Here is a 21,890-nt window from a genome sequence, read left to right on the forward strand (position 1 = left end):
CAAGTTCCCATCTCTAAAGTTATTAAAACCGATTTCCGAATCTAGGAAAGTTACTTATGAAGTTGCTAGCGCAAATTCCTGGATTTTAATATCCCATCTACTTTCGCTATTTTGCAGTAACCTTGGAGAAACCAACTATGCAAAATATCACCAGACTATTCGATTTTCCATATTATCAATTGGAAAAATATAATTTAAAAAAATGTTTGGTCACCAAATATGATGACCAATGGGTGGCCACATCCACTAAAGAATATATCGATAAGGCCAATGCCATTAGTCGAGGCCTGCTTCGTATGGGCGTGAAGCCAAATGACAAGATTGCCTTAATTTCAATGTCCAACCGAACGGAATGGAATATAATGGATACCGGCATTTTGCAATTGGGTGCACAAAATGTACCTATTTATCCAACGATTTCCGAGGAAGACTACGCATATGTACTCAATCATTCCGAATCTTCCTATTGCTTCGTTTCCTGTTCCGAGGTATACCAAAAAGTAAAGGCTATCAAAGACCAAGTACCAGGCCTTAAAGAAGTCTATTCATTTGATAAGCTAACGGACTGCAAAAACTGGAACGAAGTACTGGAATTAGGCAAGGACGATTCCAATCAGGAAGAGGTACAAAAACGTATGGAAGCGGTAAAACCAGAGGATTTGGCTACTTTGATCTATACCTCTGGAACTACGGGAAAGGCTAAAGGCGTCATGTTATCGCATCAGAATGTGGTAAGCAATGCGCTTGAAAGTTTTAAGCGATTGCCCTTGGATTATGGTAAAGCAAAATCACTGAGTTTTTTGCCCGTATGTCATATATATGAACGTATGCTGATGTACCTCTATCAATATGCCGGGGTTACGGTTTATTTTGCACCCATTGATCAAATCAGTGAATTCATTAAGGAGGTTGAGCCACACGTCATGACCGCAGTACCCAGGTTGTTGGAAAAAGTGTATGACAAAATAATAGCCAAAGGGGCCGAATTATCAGGTATTAAGAAGAAATTGTTTTTTTGGGCCGTGGATGTGGGTCTACAATATAAACCCTACGGTCAAAATGGATGGTGGTATGAGCAGAAATTGGCGTTAGCCCGTAAATTGATATTTAGCAAATGGAAAGCTGGTCTAGGTGGCAATCTCAGTCTGATTTCTTCGGGAAGCGCTGCTTTGCAACCTAGGTTGGCGCGGATATTCAATGCGGCGGAATTTGGTGTAATGGAAGGTTATGGGCTTACCGAAACCTCTCCGGTAATCTCGGTAAATGATATGCGCGATGGTGGATTCAGAATTGGTACAGTGGGCAAATTATTGAATCATACCGAAGTAAAAATAGCCGATGATGGTGAAATCTGCGTAAAAGGGCCCCAGGTGATGATAGGTTATTATAAAGATCCGGACCTAACAGATGAAGTAATTAAAGATGGTTATTTTCATACAGGGGATATTGGTGAAATCGATTCAGACGGTTTTCTCAAAATAACGGATCGTAAAAAAGAGATGTTCAAGACCTCTGGTGGCAAATACGTTGCTCCCCAATTGTTGGAAAATAGGTTGAAGCAATCCCGGTTTATAGAACAGGTCATGGTAGTGGGCGAGGGAGAAAAAATGCCGGCTGCCCTCATTCAGCCCGATTTTGAATTTTTGCATGAGTGGGCCAAAAGACATAACGTCACTATTCCGGAAAATTCTGATATTGTCCTAAACAAAATGGTACTGGATCGCTACGAGGAGGAAGTTAATCTGGCCAATGAGAACTTCGCAAAATGGGAAAAAGTAAAACAATTCCGGCTGACCCCCGATGTATGGAGTATTGACAGTGGTCACCTCACCCCTACTATGAAACTTAGAAGAAAAATTATCAAGGAAAAATATTTAGACCTGTACAATAACATTTATGGCCGTGATTAACGGCTGTCACCGCCCATATCCCAAGAGGTATCCTCCAGTTCTTCAATAATTCGCCTTCATATTATTGGTTCATCTGCTCGGATTATGAATATCGACTTCTTTGAGCAAGAAAAAAATTCTATTTTATTATGCACGCATAGTAAGTTTTTATATCTTTGGGAACCTATAACCAACAACCATCCAATGAAAGAAATTACCATAGATTACGCGCTACGGGCTACATGGCAAGCAGTCGCGAGAATGTACAATGAAGAGGCCAAAAAATTCGGGTCTACCATGGCTGTAGGTTTTACCTTATTGAGTATAGATCCCAAAACCGGTACGCCATCTACGGCATTAGGCCCCAAAATGGGTATGGAAGCCACAAGTCTATCCCGTATTTTAAAAAGTATGGAAGAAAAAGGATTGATTGAGCGGCGACCCAATCCTAATGATGGCAGAGGTGTCTTAATCCACCTTACGGATTTTGGACTTGAGAAAAGAAACGATTCCAAAAATGCTGTACTTCGGTTTAACGAGGCGATACATGCCAGTGTTTCCGAAGAGAAATTGGAATGCTTTTTTGAAGTTATGGATACCATCAATCAAGTAATTACGGATAAAAAAATTTATTCTGAAGAATCTACCAATTAATACAGGGCATAACCTATGAATAAACATATTAACAAAGTAGCCATTATTGGATCGGGCATCATGGGCAGTGGAATTGCTTGCCACTTTGCCAATATCGGCGTTCAGGTACTCTTGTTGGATATTGTACCTCGTGAACTTAACGAAAAAGAAAAGTCCAAAGGACTTACCATGGAGGACAAGGCAGTACGAAATCGTTTGGTAAACGATTCTTTGGCTGCCGCTCTAAAATCCAAGCCCTCTCCTATTTATCATAAACAATTTGCCAAACGTATCGTTACGGGAAATTTGGAAGATGATATTGCCAAGGTTTCCGACGTAGATTGGATTATTGAGGTAGTTGTGGAACGTTTGGATATCAAGAAACAGGTATTTGAAAACCTCGAAAAACATCGTACCCAAGGCACTCTAATTTCTTCCAACACTTCAGGTATCCCTATTCAATTTATGAGTGAGGGTCGGAGTGATGATTTCCAAGCACATTTTTGCGGAACCCATTTCTTTAACCCTGCCCGCTATCTAAAGTTGTTCGAGATTATCCCCGGGCCCAAAACAAAACCTGAGGTACTGGATTTCTTAAATGGTTACGGTGAAAAGTTTTTGGGTAAAACTGCCGTAGTCGCCAAGGATACTCCTGCTTTTATAGGAAATCGCATCGGTATCTTTAGTATTATGAGCCTCTTCCATCTGGTAAAGGAATTAGGCATGACCGTTGAAGAAATTGATAAATTAACCGGTCCAGTAATCGGTCGTCCAAAATCGGCAACTTTCCGTACCGTAGACGTGGTAGGTCTGGACACCTTGGTGCATGTAGCCCGGGGCATCCATGAGAACTGTACCGATGACGAGCGACATAATCTTTTTAAGTTGCCAGGTTTTATTGACACCATGGTGCAAAACCAGTGGTTGGGCAGCAAATCCGGACAGGGGTTTTATAAAAAAATTTCAGGTAAGGATGGAAAAAGCGAGATTCTTACCTTGGACTTGGATACGATGGATTATCGTTCCAAGAAAAGTGCCAAGTTTGCTACCTTGGAACTTACAAAAACAGTTGATAAGGTCATAGATCGATTTTCAATTCTGGTAGATGGAAAGGACAAGGCGGGTGAGTTTTACCGAAAGAGTTTTGGACAGATATTCGCTTACGTATCACATCGAATTCCCGAGATTACCGATGAGCTGTACAAAATCGATGATGCTATGAAGGCCGGTTTTGGTTGGGAACACGGGCCTTTTCAAATTTGGGACGCCATAGGCATCGAAAAAGGATTGGAATTTATTAAATCCGAAGGACAACAAGCAGCGGATTGGGTACATCAAATGTTGGCCTCAGGACATAAGTCTTTCTATACGGTCAAAGGAGGAGCTACCTATGCGTATGATATTCCCTCGCAATCTGCTAAAAAAGTTCCCGGACAAGATGCCTTCATTATTCTGGATAATATCCGCAACTCCAATGAGGTCTTCAAAAATAGCGGTGTAGTCGTTGAGGACTTGGGCGATGGTATCCTTAACGTGGAGTTTCAGTCCAAAATGAATACCATTGGAGGAGATGTCATAGCCGGATTGAACAAGGCCATAGATCTTGCCGAAAAGGATTTTCAAGGGCTGGTAGTAGGCAATCAGGCCGCTAATTTCTCAGTGGGTGCCAACATTGGAATGATATTCATGATGGCTGTGGAACAGGAATATGATGAACTGAACCTGGCCATAAAACTGTTCCAGGACACCATGATGCGCATGCGATACTCTGCTATTCCCACAATTTCCGCACCACACGGAATGACCTTGGGCGGCGGATGTGAACTCTCATTACATGCGGACAAAGTGGTTGCAGCGGCGGAAACTTACATCGGGTTGGTAGAATTTGGCGTAGGTGTTATTCCCGGAGGTGGTGGTAGCAAGGAGATGACACTCAGGGCTTCGGATACCTTCCGGAAAAATGATGTAGAACTGAATGTTCTACAGGAATATTTTTTGACCATAGGAATGGCCAAGGTATCCACATCCGCTTACGAAGCGTATGACCTAGGTGTTTTACAAAAAGGAAAGGACATTGTTGTCGTTAATAAGGACAGACAAATCGCCACTGCAAAGGCCTATGCCCAGTTAATGGCGGAACGGGGGTATACCAAACCTATTCCAAGAAAAGATGTAAAGGTTTTGGGGAAACAGGCTTTGGGCATGTTCCTTGTGGGAACCGATTCCATGGAAGCAGGGCACTATATTTCAGAACACGACAAAAAAATAGCGAATAAATTGGCTTACGTCATGGCCGGTGGTGATTTATCCGAAGCTAGCTATGTAACCGAACAATACCTTTTGGATTTGGAAAGAGAAGCATTTTTGTCGCTCTGTACCGAAAGAAAGACCTTGGAACGTATTCAGCACATGCTGAAGACGGGGAAACCGTTGAGGAACTAGATGAATAGATTATTGGATTTCTAGAGTGTTAGATTTCCAGGTGGTCCAAAAATCCAACTATCAAAAAATCGAGACATAAATGAAAACAGCATACATCGTAAAAGCATATAGAACTGCCGTAGGCAAGGCACCTCGAGGGGTATTCCGATTTAAGCGACCCGATGAATTGGCCGCGGAGACCATTGAACATATGATGAAGGAAGTTCCGCAATTGGACAAAAAAAGAATTGATGATGTCATTGTCGGTAACGCCATGCCCGAAGCCGAACAAGGTCTTAATGTCGCCCGATTGATTTCCCTAATGGGATTGGAAATCGAGGATGTTCCCGGCGTGACCGTAAACCGATACTGTGCATCGGGAATAGAGACCATAGGAATCGCAACCGCTAAGATTCAGGCCGGTATGGCGGATTGTATCATTGCCGGTGGAGCAGAAAGTATGAGTTATATTCCTATGGGGGGATACAAGCCCGTACCGGATTATTCCGTAGCCAAGGAAGGAAATGAGGATTATTATTGGGGCATGGGATTGACTGCAGAAGCTGTTGCTAAGCAATTTAAGGTGTCTCGGGAAGATCAAGATGAGTTTGCATTCAATTCGCATCAAAAAGCACTTAAGGCGCAAGCAGAAGATCGTTTTCAAGATCAAATCGTACCCATTGATGTAGAGCACACCTACGTCAATACTTCCGGTAAAAAGGAAACAAAGACCTATACCGTGAATAAAGATGAAGGACCACGCGCCGATACTTCCATGGAGGCATTGGCTAAATTGCGACCTGTTTTTGCAGCGGGTGGAAGTGTTACCGCTGGAAACTCCTCGCAAATGAGTGATGGTGCGGCCTTTGTACTGATTATGAACGAGGATATGGTAAAGGAATTGAATCTGGAACCCATAGCCCGATTGATTAATTATGCTGCTGCAGGCGTAGAACCTCGCATTATGGGTATTGGACCCGTAAAGGCCATTCCAAAGGCATTGAAACAAGCCGGATTGCAACAGGATGATATTGAATTAATTGAATTGAACGAAGCCTTTGCCTCACAATCACTTGCCGTTATTCGTGAATTGGACTTGAACCCAGAACTGGTAAACGTCAATGGAGGAGCTATTTCCCTAGGACATCCCTTGGGCTGTACGGGCGCAAAGCTTTCCGTTCAACTGTTTGATGAAATGCGAAAACGAGACATGAAAGGAAAGTACGGTATGGTGACCATGTGCGTGGGTACAGGACAGGGAGCTGCGGGAATCTATGAGTTTCTTTCTTAAAGGAAAAGGGAAAATAGAGCATAGACATGTATGGCAAGACGACATAATTATAAGAACTTAAAGATATGGCTATTGGGCCTTGAAATAGCCAATGATGTTTCAGATATCCTTGTGAATTTTCCAAAACATGAGAGATATGACTTAAGTTCTCAGCTAAGTAGATGCTCTGTTTCTACGCCAAGTAATATTGCGGAAGGTTCCGGAAGAACGGATAAAGGTTTTAAAAATTATATTGATTATTCTTTAAGTTCTTCATACGAATTGGGAACACAATTACTGATAGCACACCACAGAAATTATATAGACAATGAAACATTAAAAAATTTGGAAAGTAAAATAGAAGAATGGCAAAAAATGACAATGAGTTTTTAAAACAGATTTGATTAACTCCTATTCTATTATCTCTATTCTACTTTCTTTATTCTAAAGGTTAAAAATTATGAGTACAGAAACAATGAACAAAGAAATCTTAAGGGGCGGGCAATTTCTGGTAAAGGAGACCCAATGTGAGGACGTTTTTACCTTGGAAGATTTGAGCGAAGAGCAGCGAATGATGCGGGAAAGCACCAAAGAATTTGCAGATCGTGAGCTCTGGGCACATTGGGAACGTTTTGAGAAAAAGGATTACGCCTATACCGAGGAATGCATGCGAAAGGCTGGGGAACTTGGCCTTCTAAGCGTAGCAGTACCGGAAAAATATGAAGGCCTGGGAATGGGATTCGTTTCTACCATGTTGGTCTGCGACTATATTTCCGGTGTAACAGGTTCCTTTAGTACGGCCTTTGGTGCACATACCGGTATTGGAACCATGCCAATTACCTTATATGGTACTGAGGAACAAAAGCAAAAATACGTACCCAAGTTGGCTTCCGGAGAATGGTTCGGGGCATATTGCCTAACGGAACCAGGGGCCGGATCGGATGCCAATTCTGGAAAGACCAAGGCAGTGCTATCCGATGACGGAAAATATTATAACATTACAGGACAAAAAATGTGGATTTCCAATGCTGGCTTCTGTAATCTATTTATCGTTTTTGCTAGAATAGAGGATGATAAATACATAACAGGGTTCATTGTGGAGAATGACCCAAAGAATGGGATTACCCTTGGTGATGAGGAAAAGAAATTGGGTATCCACTCCTCCTCTACCCGACAGGTCTTTTTCAACGATACCGAGGTCCCCATTGAGAATATGCTTTCTGAAAGGGGAAATGGATTTAAAATCGCAATGAACGCCCTGAATATTGGTCGAATTAAATTGGCCGCGGCCTGTTTGGACGCCCAACGTCGGGTACTTACTGAAGCCGTAAAATATGCCAACGAGCGCATGCAGTTCAGGACTCCGATAATCAATTTTGGGGCGATAAAGGCCAAAATAGCGAATATGGCTACCAATGCCTATGCCGGAGAATCGGCTAGTTATCGCGCAGCTAAAAATATAGAGGATAGGATTGCATTGCGAGAGGCCGATGGTAACTCGCATCAAGATGCGGAGTTAAAGGGTGTTGAAGAATATGCCATAGAATGTTCCATTTTAAAGGTCGCGGTTTCCGAACACTTACAGGAAACTACGGATGAAGGTCTCCAGATTTTTGGTGGTATGGGCTTCAGTGCAGATACCCCCATGGAATCAGCCTGGCGTGACGCACGAATTTCGAGAATCTATGAAGGCACTAACGAAATTAACCGCATGTTGGCCGTGGGAATGCTTGTGAAAAAAGCTATGAAGGGTCACGTAGATCTATTGGGCCCGGCAACTGCTGTTGGCGAGGAATTAATGGGTATCCCATCTTTTGAAACACCGGACTTTTCAGAACTATTGTCCGAAGAAAAAGATTTGATCACCCGATTAAAAAAAGTGTTTTTGATGGTTGCGGGAAGCGCTGTTCAAAAATTTGGTCCCGAATTGGAAAAACACCAACAATTGATGTTGGCCGCTGCCGATATCCTAATTGAAATCTATATGGCGGAATCCAGTGTTTTGCGAACGGAAAAAAATGCCAGACGCTCGGGAGAAGAGTCTCAGAAGACCCAAATTGCCATGTCAAAACTGTATTTGTACAATGCGGTCGAAACCATTATCAAAAAAGGCAAGGAGGCCATTATCTCTTTTGCCGAGGGAGATGAACAACGTATGATGCTTATGGGACTTAAGCGTTTTACAAAATATACCAATTATCCAAACGTAACAGCTTTACGTACACAAATAGCTGACGCGGTAGCTGAGCAAAATGAATATACCTTTGACTAATTCAGATTTAAATTCTGGTGAGACAGGAGGAAAGCCGTCCGCATAATGCGGACGGCTTCATTTTTGTTCAATAACGACATATTGTTTTGCCGTTATTTCTAGTTTTTGGCCAAAAAACCAAATCTTTCCGCATAGTCCAACATCTGATCCGTGAAGCTTTTGGGCTGTTTGACCTCAACATCTACTATTTCGCCCGAAGCATTGGTTTGCGGTTCCAATACCGGGTTTACAAATCCACTATAAGGTGCTGACTTAAACTGTGTATTGCGCTCTAAAACTTGTGCGTGCAAATCTTGATCTACTTTTACGCCATATCCCTCTACCAAATCTTGGGCAGCTTTAAAATCGCCTTCGGATTTAATGCGCTGTGCCTCTTTAAGCAACTCCCCAAAAAGATTACGCAATTTGGCATAGTCATTAATATTGTAAAACGTCTTACCATCCCGTTCCACTTTTTCGATGACGTTATCCGCCTGCCCTTTTTCAAAAGCCCAGGCAGAGACCCATTGTCTATTTACCATATGGTCCTCCTCAATATCATTACCAAGTTCAATACGGATAAGTTGGGTAATCAAACCATTTCGGATGTAACCATCATAGGCAGCCTTGCCTACCTTTTCCCAGTCCTCTACCAGATCCAATTCCTGTAGTTTAGGATCCATGAGGAAATAGAGCCCGACCAAATCCGCCCTCCCTTCTTCCATGGTGGACGCATAGTTCTTTAACGTTTCCTTGGGCTGCCCGACCCCATCGTTGATCTGTCCAGAAGCATGGCCTATCACTTCATGAAGTGCGGTGTGTAGTTTATCCGCAAGTTTTCCATATTGCTCTTCTAAAGCAATTTCCTCGTCGTCATATGCAAATTCCTTTAATCTACCACTCCCTCCGGCATTATTGTACGCATCGATGATATTACCCAAAGAGACCGACTTACTACCATGCTTTTGGCGTATCCAGTTGTTGTTTGGAAGGTTAACCCCAATGGCCGTACTTGGGGAAGCGTCCCCCGCTTCTCCAGCTACGTTGACTGTTTTATAGGAAATACCTACTACATTATCCTTTTTATGTTCTTCGATTAAGGGAGAATTATCCTCGAACCATTGCGCATTTTCAGAAAGGACCGCCATTTGTTTGGACATTTCAAAATCCTTGATCTGAACGATGTTTTCATAAGAACCCTTGTATCCTTTTGGGTCGTTATATACTTCTACAAAACCATTGATCCAGTCAATATTTCCATTGGTAGAGTTTACCCATGCAATGGCGTATTCATCCCATTTACTGAGGTTTCCTGTTTTGTAATATTCGATCAACAACCCCAGTGTTGTGGCCTGTTGTTCGTTTTCAGCAACATCCTTGGCTTTTTCCAACCATTTTATAATTTCGTCAATGGCCTTACCGTACATACCGCCTGACTTCCAGACCATTTCCTTTAATTTTCCATTTTCCTTTACCAATTTGGAATTGAGACCTACTTCAATAGGCTCCCCCTCCGGTCCTTTGTCCATTTGGGCGTAGAAGGATTCTACATCGGCATCGGTTACGGTGGGGTCGTAAAAATTGATGGCCGAAGAGGCTACATTGTCCACACCTTTTTTCTTATTGACCTTTTTGTTATCCTTTTCATTGAAGATTACATCAAAAGGTTCCCCAGTAAGTTCTGTATCCGTTTCCTTCAATAAATAGGTCAAATACTCCGGGGTAAATTCCGGTTTGATCTTATCATTGGAATAATGGTGATGAATGCCGTTGGAAAACCATACGCGTTTAAGATAGGTCTCAAAAGCTTTCCAGTCTACGGCATTCGTATCACCCTTATATGATGTGTAAATTCTTTCCAGTGCATTCCTAATTTGTAAATTATGCCGATAGTTTTGATCCCACATGATATCCCTACCGGCCAAGCCGGCTAGTGTAAGATAATACACCAGTTGCTTTTCCTTTAAAGTAAGCTCATCAAAGCCGGGAATCTGATAACGTAGAATTCGTAGATCCGCAAACTGATCTATAACATAATCAAATTCGGTGGTATCCACAGTCACAGTTGGCTTTTCTTCTATTTTTTCATTACATGACCATAGTATACCTGCAGTACAAAGACTGATTGCGATAATTTTAAGTTTCATAGTTAAGAGAAAGTTTAATTTATCTTTCAAATGTAACAAAACGAGTTATAATTGTTACAAATTCACATAGGAAGTTTTAAAGGAGGCGGAATGTTTTTTACGCATTGTTTTGTTTACTTAAGCCAAGACTTTATTTTTAAGGATGGACAAAAACCTTTTAAAAGCGGTCTACTCTCTGGAGGATTTCAGAGAACGTGGTCATAAACTTATCGATGAACTGGCAAATCATTTGGAGGATAAAATCCAAGAAAAATCAGATAACGCCATAGCATGGAGTAATCCAGAGAGCGAACTTGATTTTTGGGAAAATTTCCTCGTCAAAGGTAATGCGTCCCTGCTCTTTCCAGAGATTCTCAACCGCACTACCCATGTACATCACCCCAAATACATTGGACATCAGGTGAGTCCTACAGCTCCTATAACGGCATTGTCCGGTATGTTAAGTGCTTTGTTGAACAATGGTATGGCTATTTACGAAATGGGAATGTCGCCATCTGCCATTGAGCGTGTTGTCATTGACAGACTTTGCAAAAAAATAGGTTATGGTAAGGATTCGGGAGGTTTTTTGACTTCAGGGGGTACCTTGGCCAATTTAACCGCCCTACTATCCGCTAGGAAAGCAAAGGTGCCCCATGATGTTTGGAATGAAGGGCATAAGGACAAACTAGGCATTATGGTCAGCGAGGAAGCACATTATTGTATAGACCGCGCAGCCAAAATAATGGGATTGGGAGAAAAAGGAATTATTAGAATCCCCGTTACCCAAAACTTTCAAATGGATACTTCTTTACTTCAATCCTATCTGGACAGAGCCAAAAGGAAAGGAATAACAGTTTTTGCCATTATTGGAAGTGCTCCTTCTACAGCAACCGGGATTTATGATGACCTGGAAGCCATTGGGAAATTTGCCCATACAAACCATTTGTGGTTTCATATTGACGGTGCTCATGGAGCAGCGGCCATTTTTTCGGAAAAGTATGTGCTCACGGTGAAGGGTATACAACACGCGGATTCGGTGGTCTTAGACGGTCATAAAATGATGATGATGCCCACCATAACCACTGCCCTACTTTTTAAAAATGACAGGCATGCCACAGCTACTTTTAGCCAAAAGGCGGATTACCTTTTAACCCCAACAGACCATGAGGATTGGTATAATTCCGGCAAGCGAACTTTTGAATGTACCAAGACCATGATGAGTATTCATTGGTATGTATTGTTAAAGACCTATGGTGAAGATATTTTCAATGAATTCGTTACCCGACTCTATGATATGGGACATCAATTTGGGGAAATCCTTCAAAATAACTCTCACTTCGAATTGGCGGTCACACCCGAATCTAACATAGTATGTTTTCGTTATATAGATTCTAATTTAAATACTATGGCACTAAACGAACTCAACAAAAACATCAGACAAAATCTCTTGGAGGATGGTGAGTTCTATATTGTACAGACCAAGCTAAGGGGTGTCCAATACCTGCGCACCACCATTATGAACCCTTTTACGACAAAAGAACATTTGCAGCAATTATTGGAGAAAATCAAAGAATACTCCAAACAAAATAATGAACACTCAGACTAAGCGATGGTAATCTTCAAAATTACCCGAATAGTGCGCTGCCTAGTTTGCATCTGAATCTGGGAATACGTTTGAGGTAAAAAGCTGTTCCGTTAAATAGCGTAAAGAGGATTTCCATTTCCCGCTGGTCAACAAACTGGAATTATCAGTAGATGCATTTAAAAATACATTTTCCGAAAAATCCATTTCAAAGGATTCTACCTCACTATCCGCACCATAAAGTCGAATATTTATTGTCCGTTCCAGCTGCGTACTATTATTGGAAACTTCTTGTGCAATGAGGTCAGATTCTGGATTTCCATTTTTCTCCCCTTCTTTAATGGATACAAAAAGAATGTATTCGGTTCCCAAGGCGTCTCGTAATTGCTCTGGGGAAGATTGTCTCAATTTTCCATAGCTAAACCCAGAATCTACAAGTCTTTCTATGGCCTTTCCCATTTCCAGGACCTGGACTCCCTGTGTATTAGCTTTCCCGGACATTAGGCCTATTACATACTCTGTGGCCTTATTGGCTAAGGCCTTGTCATACTTTCCATTTCTTTTAAAATCCAAGGGCACAATGGATACCTTATTTTCTTCATAAGTCGGAACCACGGGCGTCTCCTCCATGAACCCAGAGGTATCATCTTGGTTCTCCTTGGCAATAATAACCTCACCAGCGTTACCTCCAAAATTTTGTGTTCTACCACTGGCAAAAACTATTTTTTCCAATTTAGCCGGATTAATCTCGTTCACCACTGTCTCCCCTGGATAAACGAAGCTGATGGTCCCATCTGTCACTTTAGTAACTTTCACCTGTAGCAACTCGCCACTTGTTGTAAAAACAATATCGTTTTTTGATGCGCCCTGCTGAGGGAAAAGATACACGCAGCACAGCAAACCGGATATAATAAAAATATTTCTCATTTTTAGTGTTTTTAAGTATTAAACATTCTTTTTATCATGGCCTAAAAAGGGCCTACATTTTAAATCATAGGTCTAGCCGAAAACCTACCGATACAAATTGCTGGTCTTGACTATCGTTATTAAAAATGGTATTCAAATCATATTTTCCATAAAGTGAAAACGCTCCAAAGCCTATGTAAGCGCTCAATCCATAAATTTGTTGGTTTACATTGTAGTCACCTCTGGTCTCCGCCCTATAAAATCGTCTTCTTCTAAACAGAAAAGGATACTCCATCCGCTGTTCTTCGTCCAAGCTAATGCCCACATATCCGCCTATACCAATCTTAAATTGATTGCTTGTTGAATAATACCCCCCCTTACGGTTATACTTCATTTTTGTTGGCCCAAACTCCAAATGAATGGGCAAAACCAAATTGTGGACAACAAAACTTGATTTGTGTAAATAGGATGGAAAATCCTGCAATACAGTTTGGCCATCAACTTCCGCAAAAATTCGGTTTCCACTCGGCTCCAATTCATTGCGCTGATAGGAGACGCCATATTTTAAACGCAATCCGTTCTTTTTAAGAAGTGGTGTCTTGAGTGCAAAACCAATTTCCCAGAATCGCGAGCTATAGAATAAGTAATCCCGTTCATCCTCAATATCCTGCCAGGTAATACCGTCCCTTACCGCATTATTCAAGCCCAGAGCCAAAACAATATCCAAGGTAGTTGAGTTTCGAATCTCTTTTTTTTCTGATGCAGGCAATGTTTCCAGAGGCACTTGGGATGTACTTTCCGGAACCATTTTCCTTTTGGGAAGGTTTAGCTTTAATCCTTCCTTTTCCTTGGCATAAGAATCGACATCCAAAAAAATCTCCACTTCCTTGCTCCCCTTTGGGGTTTCCTCATTGTTCTCCAAGAAAAAAATGGTTTTTAATAGTACAGCTTGGCGCTCATCGATTTTTTTTGTGCGCTCTTCTGCCGCTTTGAGCTTTAATTTATCGGCCTCGGCTTTATTAATTACTCCGTTATCCAAAAGGCTATTGATGTTTTCTACTTGTTTTTTCAACGCCTTTTTCTCTTCTTCCTCAACGATATCCAATTGCTTGCGAAGCACCTCGATAACTTCTTCCTGCGGGGCTTCTTGCGCTTCGATGCCCGCTAAGGGAAGTATTATGATCAGCATCAGAAGTATTATATTTTTCATAGCGCATGCTTTTGATGTTTCTAAGTATAGTGTACATATCCTGAAATGGTTTAGACACCAAGGCCCGACTTCTTGGAATAGGTAGATGCTTCAATTTGCGATTGCATCCTTTAGTTTCACAAAGCCATATTTTAGGCTTTGAGATATCCCGTTCCGATGCTGTTGATGCTCAATTTCTTCCTCTATTTCAGCAAGCATCTTAATTGCCAAAACCTTTCTCATTCTGAGCAATGCCCTTTGCCTTTCAACATTTTGTCGTGCCCGGCTCATCAAATCATCGATTTCTGCTTCGGTCACCTCCAAATTCCATGATTCAGAAGACGTATTAGTAGCTCCTATATTTTTCTCAACATATATATTTTCTGTACTAGTATCCGAACCTATAGACGCCTTCTTTTTTGCCTCTACAACCACACGACGCTCTTTAATCGATACTTTCTTTTCGGTAGTTGCCTTGATCAATAGGCCGGATTTTTTCGTACGGACTTCTCGCTTTTGGACAGGGTGTAAAACCTCCGGTTCATCGCCAATCAAATTGATCTGTGTATCTATAAAGGGCGTACTTACTTGATCTTTTATTCCTTCATTTGTAAAACCTATCCCCAGCATTAGAATGACCAAGAATGTAGCCCCTTTTATGTAGTATCTCTGTTTCCTATTTTTTTGCTCCGCTTCACTTAATTTATCCAAAAGCTTTGGCCAAGTGGATTCATTTGGCTTAAGGGTATACCCTTCTAATAGTTCCTTGGCATAGCCTTCAACATCAAAGTGCTTCATTTTTTTTTCTTTGGAGCTCCAATTTCTTCTGAAGGATTTTGCGTGCTTTTGAAAGTTTTGATTTTGAGGTGTTCTCCGAAATCTTAAGTAATTGGGCTATTTCGGTATGCTTATATCCCTCTATGGCATGAAGCATAAAAACAAATCTGTGTCCCTTGGGAAGTTCGTCTATAAGCTGTAGTAGGTATTCGGCATCGGCCTTCATGGCGACTCTGGGGCTTCCGGAACTTTCACGATACTGAACATCACCTTTGAATACCAATCTGCGATTTGTCTTGAGAAAATTGATGCATTCCCGCACCATTATCTTTCTTATCCAACCCTCAAAACTCCCATTGCCCTTAAATGTATTCAGGCGCATAAAGACTTTTAGAAAGCCCTGTATCATTACATCCTCTGCATACTGTACATCCCGGACATACCTTTTACAGACCGCCAACATCTTGGAAGAATATTTTTCATATAATCCAAACTGGGCGGCTTTGTTGGCCAGTAACGCTTTTCGTATAAGCGACTTCTCGTCCTTATATAGGGGAATCACCTTCACTTTTCTCTTCTTAGCAATTATAAAAGACACAAGGTCCTTTACTAGAATAGACAACTTATTTAGTGAAAAAGTTCCCCCTAAAAAATGGTTTTAGCCAAAATTTAACAACTTTAACGTATTAATGATGAAATCTGGAAAATCAGCAAACAAGTTCAAGAAGTTGGAAATCTGATTTTGAACCTATTACGGTCTTGAACACCTAATACAAATTGTATTAATTCCGGCGAGGATAAGAGAAGGTATTATACCACATTCAGAACCCATCTAACAGCGTTTTTGAGAGAATTCCTGGGAAACTAAAATACTGCATTTTAGCATGGGTAATAAAAAGGAAGGTTCACCTTAACCCTATTCTCTCATAGATTCCAAAATACGCTCCTCAGTATTCTTTCTAGAAAAGTTGACTGCACATTCGATCATGGCCAAATGTGAGTAGGCTTGAGGGAAATTTCCTAAAAGCCTTTTGGTCTTAAAATCAATGTCTTCGCTAAACAAACCTAAATGGTTCCCATAAGTTAGGGTTTTTTCAAAAAGGGCTACTGCCTTTTCTTCCTCCCCTATTTTGAATAAGCTATTGATAAACCAAAAAGTACAGATGGTAAAGGAAGATGAAGGGAGTCCAAAATCATCTTTGTTCTTATAGCGATACAATAGGCCATCATTGCTCAATTCCTTTTCAATGGCCCTGACCGTACTTACGAATTTGGGTGATTTGGCATGTATAAACCCATAGGACTCCATAAGCAATACCGAAGCATCCAAATGTGTAGAACCATAGGATTGGGTGAATGCATTTACTTCATCGCTCCAGGCATTTTCATGGATGTCGTTTTTAATTTCCTGCTCCAATTGTGTCCATTGCTCCAACTTCCGGTTCTTCTTCAGTATACGGGCCACCCTAACGGCCCTATCTATGGCTACCCAGCAAAGAACTTTTGAAAATGTAAAATGTCGGTCTTCGGTACGCAATTCCCAAATACCTTTATCAGGCTCTTTCCAGTGTCTGGAAACGATCCATACAATCCCTTTGGTTATGCCCCACAACTCTTCGCCATTTTCGATGCCCGTGCTGAACTTGGCCAGTTGCGCATGAATGACATCCATTAAAATTCCGTATATATCATTTTGTTTTTGCTCATAGGCCGCATTGCCCACCCGAACTGGTTTGGAGTCTTTGTAACCGCTCAAATGATCTAGTGTTTTTTCCGTCAAGGTTTTCTCCTTGTTGATGCCGTACATAATCTGCAGTTTTTCATCCTTGTCCGGAATCAGGTCGATAATGAACTGAAGATATCTACGTGCCACATTCTTGTGGCCCAGATCGGCCATAACCTTGATGACCATAGAGGCATCCCTGATCCAACAAAAACGGTAATCCCAATTCCGTACCTCACCAATCGTCTCCGGTAAAGAGGTTGTGGCAGCTGCCAGTACGGCACCGGTCCGATCATAACTTAACAACTTTAACGTTATGGCGCTGCGCATAATCTGTTTGTTGTATTTGTTATAGGTAGGTGTCCTGTTCGTCCAATTAAGCCAATACACCTTGGTGCGCTCTAAATCCAAGTAGATTTTTCGGGTACTTGGTAGCAATATCTTTTCATTATACCCTACCAAAAAATAGCCATTCTGTTTTATTTCCAATTCCCTGCCTTCCACAACGGCATTCTTGTTAAAGGAGGTATACAGGAAAATGGTGTCGAACTTTTCGGTTTGGGTAAGGCTAACCACAAAGTTTTTTTTCACGTACGTCTTGGTCTCTCCGAGGGCATATTCCAACTTGGGGTTATAGTGCACTCTAAATTTGGGTTTTCCCTTAATATGACGTACATGTCTTGCTAATTCCGGAGGTGCGTGATAACCACCGTTCTCGTTATAATAGCGTGGCATGAAATCATGAATCTCAAAAGTGTTTTCCCCATCGGAAAATCGGGTAATAAGTACTGCCGTGCTCTTTTTGTAACGCTGCTTTATGGTATATTCCTTTGCCACACGTATTTCAAAACTGCCGCCGATTTTGTCGTCCAACAACTTGGCGAAAACCGATGAGGAATCAAATTCGGGCAAACAGCACCAATCAACAGAACCTGTTTTTGAAATTAGGGCAGCACTCCTACAATTTCCTACTATTCCGTAGTCTAAATTATCCATTCAATAAAAATGTTGATGTAATCTGGTTTTGAATTGTTATTGCCATGCAATTTGACGAAATTTAGAAAAATTAAAAGTAAAACACGCTAAAAACATCCATTTCATGGGCAAAACTATCATAATCTCAAATAGACTACCCGTACAATTACAAATTAGCAATGGTGGCATTACGGCCATTCCAAGTGTTGGCGGGTTGGCCACGGGAATGAAATCCGTACATTCTGGTGGGGATAGCCTTTGGATTGGCTGGAGCGGACTTACCGATGAGGAAATTCCGGAAGAACTTGCCCCTAAAATTGATGAGGCACTTGCGAAACACGGCTCGTCCAAAGTAAAATTGACCAAAAACCAAGTAGACGGATTCTATTTCGGTTTTAGCAACCGTACTATCTGGCCTTTATTCCACTATTTTTTGGAATATTCCGAATTTGAACTGGACTATTGGAACGTTTACAAAGATGTGAATCAAAAATTTGCTGATACTATTCTGCAAAATGCAAGTGATGAGGATACCATTTGGATACATGATTATCAATTGATGCTGGTCCCCCAGATGGTAAGAAATGAGCGGCCGGATATATCCATTGGTTTCTTTCTGCATATCCCTTTCCCTTCGTTTGAAATTTTTAGGACATTACCTTGGCGTGAGGAAATTTTAGAGGGTCTTTTGGGTTCTGACCTTATTGGATTTCATACATACGACTATGAACGTCATTTTTTGAGCTCGGTCAGAAGGTTGCTCGGACTAGAAGTGAGCTTTAATGATATTTATTTAGACAATCGAATTATTAAGGTCGATTCCTTTCCCATGGGCATCGATTATAAAAAATTCAGCAACGCGGCCCAAGAACATAGCCAAAAAAAGCCGGAGAAACAATCGGATCTGCAACAACGATTGGACAAGCATAAGAAGTCTACTCCCGATGGGAAGTTTCTTCTGTCCATTGACCGTTTGGATTACTCCAAGGGAATTGCCAAACGCCTGAATGCCTTTGAATATTTTTTGAATAAATATCCTCAATACAAAGAAAAGGTCCGTCTTATTATTTTGGCGGTTCCTTCCCGATCTAACGTACCTCAATATCAGCTGCTAAAAAAGGAAGTGGATGAACTGGTTGGCCGCATTAATGGGGAGTTGGCTACTGTGAATTGGACACCGATATGGTACTTTTACCGATCGCTTCCCTTTGATAGTTTAATAGATTTGTATACTTCTTGTGACATCGCTTGGCTTACCCCCTTGCGGGACGGAATGAATCTGGTGGCCAAGGAATATGTTGCCACAAGGACCGATCAGACCGGAGTGCTTATCCTTAGTGAAATGGCAGGATCTGCCAATGAAATGAATGAATCCCTATTGATCAACCCTAACAACTTTGAACAAATAGCGGACACGCTGTACACAGCCATCAATATGCCCAAGGAAGAACAACAAGCCAGAAATAAAGTGCTTCAAAAACGTTTGGAGCGTTATAATGTAGAAAAATGGGCCAATAGTTTTATGAGCTCGCTACGGGCGCAAAAAAATCTTGATGCAGCAAACATTTCCAAGAGAATGACCGACCATCTGCTCAATGGAATTTTAAAGGATTATTCAGTCGCCAAAAAACGACTTTTGTTCCTGGACTATGATGGAACCTTGGCGGGATTTCACAACGACCCCCAAAAGGCAAATCCCGATCAGGAGTTATATCAACTTTTAGATCGGATACATGAGCAGGAAGATACCGAAATGTATTTGGTCAGCGGTCGTGACAAGGAAACCTTTACCCGTTGGTTCCTTCCCAAAAAATACAATATGATCGTAGAGCATGGGGTTTGGATCTCCAAAGACGGGGAACCATTCCGGATGTTAGAAAACGTGAAAAACGATTGGATGGAAAAAATTCGTCCCGTATTGGAATCATTTGTAGACCGCACTCCAGGAAGCTTTATAGAAGAAAAAAACTATTCCATTGCCTGGCATTACCGAAAAACCGATCCGGACTTTGGAAATCTTAGGGCCACCGAGCTGAATACCGTGCTTACAAGTCTCATAGGCAATGATGACATTAGTGTACTTAACGGGAATAAGGTCATGGAAGTAAAGAGTAGCAATGTGAACAAAGGAAGGGCCACCGTTCGGGTTTTGGGTGAGGATGAATACGATTTTGTCTTTGCCATTGGGGATGATTGGACGGATGAATTTATGTTTCAAGAACTCCCCAAAAGCACCATTACCGTAAAGGTGGGGCAACAAAAAACACAGGCTCGGTTTTTTGTAGAGAACACTAAAAAAGTACGGGAACTCTTAAGTAGGTTTGCAATTAAAAAGTAGGTCGAAAACCAAATCTTATAGGCCCAGGTTGTAATGGCTCATATTTTGGATTTAACGTTTCCAAAAGAAATGAAAGAGAGAGCTGGGTTTTCACATCAAATGATACGATAAATTCCAATACATTTGGAGTTCTGTTTTTTAATACTCAAGATATATTATGAAAAATAGACTTTTCCAGACAGTTCTAATTGCATTAACATCATTGGCAACCTTTGGTCAAAATTTTACCGAACAAGATACGTTGCGTGGCAGTATTACTCCAGAACGTGCTTGGTGGGACCTCAACTATTACCATTTGGATGTTGAAGTACAACCGGACCACAAATATATCTCTGGCAGCAATACCATTCGTTACAAGGTTTTGGAGCCCAAACAAACCCTACAGGTAGACCTACAACCGCCGCTCCACATTGAAAAAGTTACCCAGGACGGAAAAGAACTAAAAGTAGAATCCAACGGCAACGCTCATTTTGTACAGCTTGTAAAATCCCAGCAACCCGGTGATTTTAATGAAATTATAGTGCATTATTCAGGCTATCCCAAAGAAGCGGTCAATGCGCCTTGGGATGGCGGTTTTTCCTGGAAAAAGGATAGTATAGGCAAGCATTTTATTGCCACCTCCAATCAAGGTCTGGGGGCTAGCGTTTGGTGGCCCAACAAAGACCATATGTACGATGAAGTGGACAGTATGTCTATTAGCATTACCGTTCCCAAAAACCTTATGGACGTCTCCAATGGAAGGCTACTTAAAATTGAGGAGGATGAAAGAACAAAAACCTATCATTGGTTTGTAGCCAGCCCCATTAATAATTATGGAGTGAACATAAACATTGCCGATTACAAACATTTTGGAACTACATATCAAGGAGAGGCCGGGCCGTTGACCTTGGATTACTATGTACTACCACAAAACTTTGACAAGGCACAAAAACAATTCCAGCAGGCTCCCCAGATGCTGAAAGCTTTTGAGCATTGGTTTGGCCCATATCCTTTTTATAAGGATGGGTTTAAACTGGTAGAGGTCCCCTATTTGGGTATGGAACATCAAAGTTCTGTGACGTATGGGAACAAATATCAAAATGGATATTTGGGGAACGATCTTTCAGGGACAGGCTGGGGATTAAAGTTCGATTTTATCATTATACATGAAGCAGGACACGAATGGTTTGCCAACAACATCACCTACAAGGATATTGCGGATATGTGGATACATGAAGGTTTTACAGCCTATTCCGAGAACTTGTTCCTCGATTATTATCATGGTAAAAAGGCTTCTGCCGATTATGTAATCGGTACCCGTTCCAACATTAAAAATGACCGTCCTATTATCGGGAGGTACGATGTAAACCATGAAGGCAGCGCGGATATGTACTACAAAGGGGCCAATATGTTGCATACGCTTCGGCAACTTGTGGAAGATGACGATACATGGCGGAAAACTCTTCGTGGGCTAAACAGAGACTTTTATCATCAGACAGTCACCACGAAGCAAATTGAGGATTATCTAAGCGAAAAAACGGAGAAAGACCTGTCCGCCTTTTTTGATCAATATCTACGATCCACCATGATTCCAAAATTGGAATATACCATAGAAGGGAATACCCTTAACTATAGATATACCGATATTGTAGAAAGCTTTGATATGCCTGTTCGAATCTTTGTTGAAGACCAATCTCATTGGCTTTTTCCGAACCAAGATTGGAAAATGGAGGATTTTGAAGGGGATTTATCGACTCTTGTAATCGACCGAAATTTTTATGTAAGGTCAGAGAGAAAGTAAATGGGTTTTAGCAAGATTGAAAATCCTACT

Annotated in this window: 15 protein-coding genes; 9 read left to right on the plus strand and 6 right to left on the minus strand. The window is 41.4% G+C overall.

The window, feature by feature from the left end; all coding sequences use genetic code 11:
- The first annotated feature begins 137 nt into the window (after positions 1–137).
- From D7Z94_RS12065 to D7Z94_RS12090, 6 genes are all read left to right on the plus strand, one after another.
- Positions 138–1,910, plus strand: a complete 1,773-nt coding sequence (locus tag D7Z94_RS12065) for an AMP-dependent synthetase/ligase (protein WP_120711787.1) — start codon at positions 138–140, stop codon at positions 1,908–1,910.
- Positions 1,911–2,093: 183 nt separating this feature from the next.
- A complete protein-coding gene (locus D7Z94_RS12070) occupies positions 2,094–2,543 on the plus strand; it encodes a MarR family winged helix-turn-helix transcriptional regulator (protein WP_120712050.1) in 450 nt (149 codons plus the stop codon).
- A 15-nt stretch (positions 2,544–2,558) separates the two neighbouring features.
- Entirely contained in the window at positions 2,559–4,964 is a 2,406-nt protein-coding gene (locus D7Z94_RS12075; RefSeq protein ID WP_120711788.1) for a 3-hydroxyacyl-CoA dehydrogenase/enoyl-CoA hydratase family protein, read from the plus strand.
- A 79-nt stretch (positions 4,965–5,043) separates the two neighbouring features.
- Positions 5,044–6,234 (plus strand): acetyl-CoA C-acyltransferase, encoded by a 1,191-nt coding sequence (locus D7Z94_RS12080; protein WP_120711789.1) that lies wholly within the window; start codon positions 5,044–5,046, stop codon positions 6,232–6,234.
- A gap of 30 nt (positions 6,235–6,264) precedes the next feature.
- A complete protein-coding gene (locus D7Z94_RS12085; RefSeq protein ID WP_120711790.1) occupies positions 6,265–6,606 on the plus strand; it encodes a four helix bundle protein in 342 nt (113 codons plus the stop codon).
- Between the two features lie 67 nt (positions 6,607–6,673).
- Positions 6,674–8,485: an acyl-CoA dehydrogenase family protein gene (locus D7Z94_RS12090; RefSeq protein ID WP_120711791.1), complete on the plus strand. Its 1,812-nt coding sequence runs from the start codon at positions 6,674–6,676 to the stop codon at positions 8,483–8,485.
- A gap of 98 nt (positions 8,486–8,583) precedes the next feature.
- On the opposite strand, the gene D7Z94_RS12095 is transcribed toward D7Z94_RS12090, so the two are convergent.
- Positions 8,584–10,611, minus strand: a complete 2,028-nt coding sequence (locus D7Z94_RS12095; RefSeq protein ID WP_120711792.1) for a dipeptidyl-peptidase 3 family protein — start codon at positions 10,609–10,611, stop codon at positions 8,584–8,586.
- A gap of 142 nt (positions 10,612–10,753) precedes the next feature.
- Between D7Z94_RS12095 and D7Z94_RS12100 the strand changes: the two genes are divergently transcribed.
- Positions 10,754–12,196, plus strand: coding sequence for a pyridoxal phosphate-dependent decarboxylase family protein (locus tag D7Z94_RS12100; RefSeq protein ID WP_120711793.1), 1,443 nt, complete (start codon positions 10,754–10,756; stop codon positions 12,194–12,196).
- 39 nt (positions 12,197–12,235) lie between these two features.
- On the opposite strand, the gene D7Z94_RS12105 is transcribed toward D7Z94_RS12100, so the two are convergent.
- From D7Z94_RS12105 to D7Z94_RS12125, 5 genes are all read right to left on the minus strand, one after another.
- Positions 12,236–13,099, minus strand: coding sequence for a hypothetical protein (locus D7Z94_RS12105; RefSeq protein ID WP_147415880.1), 864 nt, complete (start codon positions 13,097–13,099; stop codon positions 12,236–12,238).
- A gap of 64 nt (positions 13,100–13,163) precedes the next feature.
- Complete coding sequence (locus tag D7Z94_RS12110; RefSeq protein WP_120711795.1) at positions 13,164–14,288, minus strand: hypothetical protein; 1,125 nt, start codon at positions 14,286–14,288, stop codon at positions 13,164–13,166.
- Positions 14,289–14,378: 90 nt separating this feature from the next.
- On the minus strand, positions 14,379–15,065 hold the full coding sequence (locus tag D7Z94_RS12115) for a hypothetical protein (RefSeq protein ID WP_120711796.1): 687 nt from the start codon (positions 15,063–15,065) through the stop codon (positions 14,379–14,381).
- Positions 15,052–15,612, minus strand: coding sequence for an RNA polymerase sigma factor (locus tag D7Z94_RS12120; RefSeq protein ID WP_120712051.1), 561 nt, complete (start codon positions 15,610–15,612; stop codon positions 15,052–15,054). Before D7Z94_RS12120 ends, D7Z94_RS12115 begins: the two co-directional genes overlap by 14 nt.
- Positions 15,613–15,960: 348 nt before the next feature.
- Positions 15,961–17,763, minus strand: a complete 1,803-nt coding sequence (locus D7Z94_RS12125; protein ID WP_120711797.1) for a glycoside hydrolase family 15 protein — start codon at positions 17,761–17,763, stop codon at positions 15,961–15,963.
- A 103-nt stretch (positions 17,764–17,866) separates the two neighbouring features.
- Here D7Z94_RS12125 and D7Z94_RS12130 point away from each other — a divergent pair, with 103 nt between their 5' ends.
- Positions 17,867–20,080, plus strand: coding sequence for a bifunctional alpha,alpha-trehalose-phosphate synthase (UDP-forming)/trehalose-phosphatase (locus D7Z94_RS12130; RefSeq protein WP_120711798.1), 2,214 nt, complete (start codon positions 17,867–17,869; stop codon positions 20,078–20,080).
- 157 nt (positions 20,081–20,237) lie between these two features.
- A complete protein-coding gene (locus D7Z94_RS12135; protein ID WP_120711799.1) occupies positions 20,238–21,860 on the plus strand; it encodes a M1 family metallopeptidase in 1,623 nt (540 codons plus the stop codon).
- Positions 21,861–21,890 lie beyond the last annotated feature (30 nt).

The sequence above is a fragment of the Ulvibacterium marinum genome (assembly GCF_003626755.1).
Taxonomy (GTDB): domain Bacteria; phylum Bacteroidota; class Bacteroidia; order Flavobacteriales; family Flavobacteriaceae; genus Ulvibacterium; species Ulvibacterium marinum.

What these genes read in the sequence shown, in the direction of transcription:
- D7Z94_RS12065 (WP_120711787.1), top strand. Translation starts at nt 138, where the DNA reads ATGCAAAATATCACCAGACTATTCGATTTTCCATATTATCAATTGGAA.
- D7Z94_RS12070 (WP_120712050.1), top strand. Translation starts at nt 2,094, where the DNA reads ATGAAAGAAATTACCATAGATTACGCGCTACGGGCTACATGGCAAGCA.
- D7Z94_RS12075 (WP_120711788.1), top strand. Translation starts at nt 2,559, where the DNA reads ATGAATAAACATATTAACAAAGTAGCCATTATTGGATCGGGCATCATG.
- D7Z94_RS12080 (WP_120711789.1), top strand. Translation starts at nt 5,044, where the DNA reads ATGAAAACAGCATACATCGTAAAAGCATATAGAACTGCCGTAGGCAAG.
- D7Z94_RS12085 (WP_120711790.1), top strand. Translation starts at nt 6,265, where the DNA reads ATGGCAAGACGACATAATTATAAGAACTTAAAGATATGGCTATTGGGC.
- D7Z94_RS12090 (WP_120711791.1), top strand. Translation starts at nt 6,674, where the DNA reads ATGAGTACAGAAACAATGAACAAAGAAATCTTAAGGGGCGGGCAATTT.
- D7Z94_RS12095 (WP_120711792.1), bottom strand. Translation starts at nt 10,611, where the DNA reads ATGAAACTTAAAATTATCGCAATCAGTCTTTGTACTGCAGGTATACTA.
- D7Z94_RS12100 (WP_120711793.1), top strand. Translation starts at nt 10,754, where the DNA reads ATGGACAAAAACCTTTTAAAAGCGGTCTACTCTCTGGAGGATTTCAGA.
- D7Z94_RS12105 (WP_147415880.1), bottom strand. Translation starts at nt 13,099, where the DNA reads ATGAGAAATATTTTTATTATATCCGGTTTGCTGTGCTGCGTGTATCTT.
- D7Z94_RS12110 (WP_120711795.1), bottom strand. Translation starts at nt 14,288, where the DNA reads ATGAAAAATATAATACTTCTGATGCTGATCATAATACTTCCCTTAGCG.
- D7Z94_RS12115 (WP_120711796.1), bottom strand. Translation starts at nt 15,065, where the DNA reads ATGAAGCACTTTGATGTTGAAGGCTATGCCAAGGAACTATTAGAAGGG.
- D7Z94_RS12125 (WP_120711797.1), bottom strand. Translation starts at nt 17,763, where the DNA reads ATGGATAATTTAGACTACGGAATAGTAGGAAATTGTAGGAGTGCTGCC.
- D7Z94_RS12130 (WP_120711798.1), top strand. Translation starts at nt 17,867, where the DNA reads ATGGGCAAAACTATCATAATCTCAAATAGACTACCCGTACAATTACAA.
- D7Z94_RS12135 (WP_120711799.1), top strand. Translation starts at nt 20,238, where the DNA reads ATGAAAAATAGACTTTTCCAGACAGTTCTAATTGCATTAACATCATTG.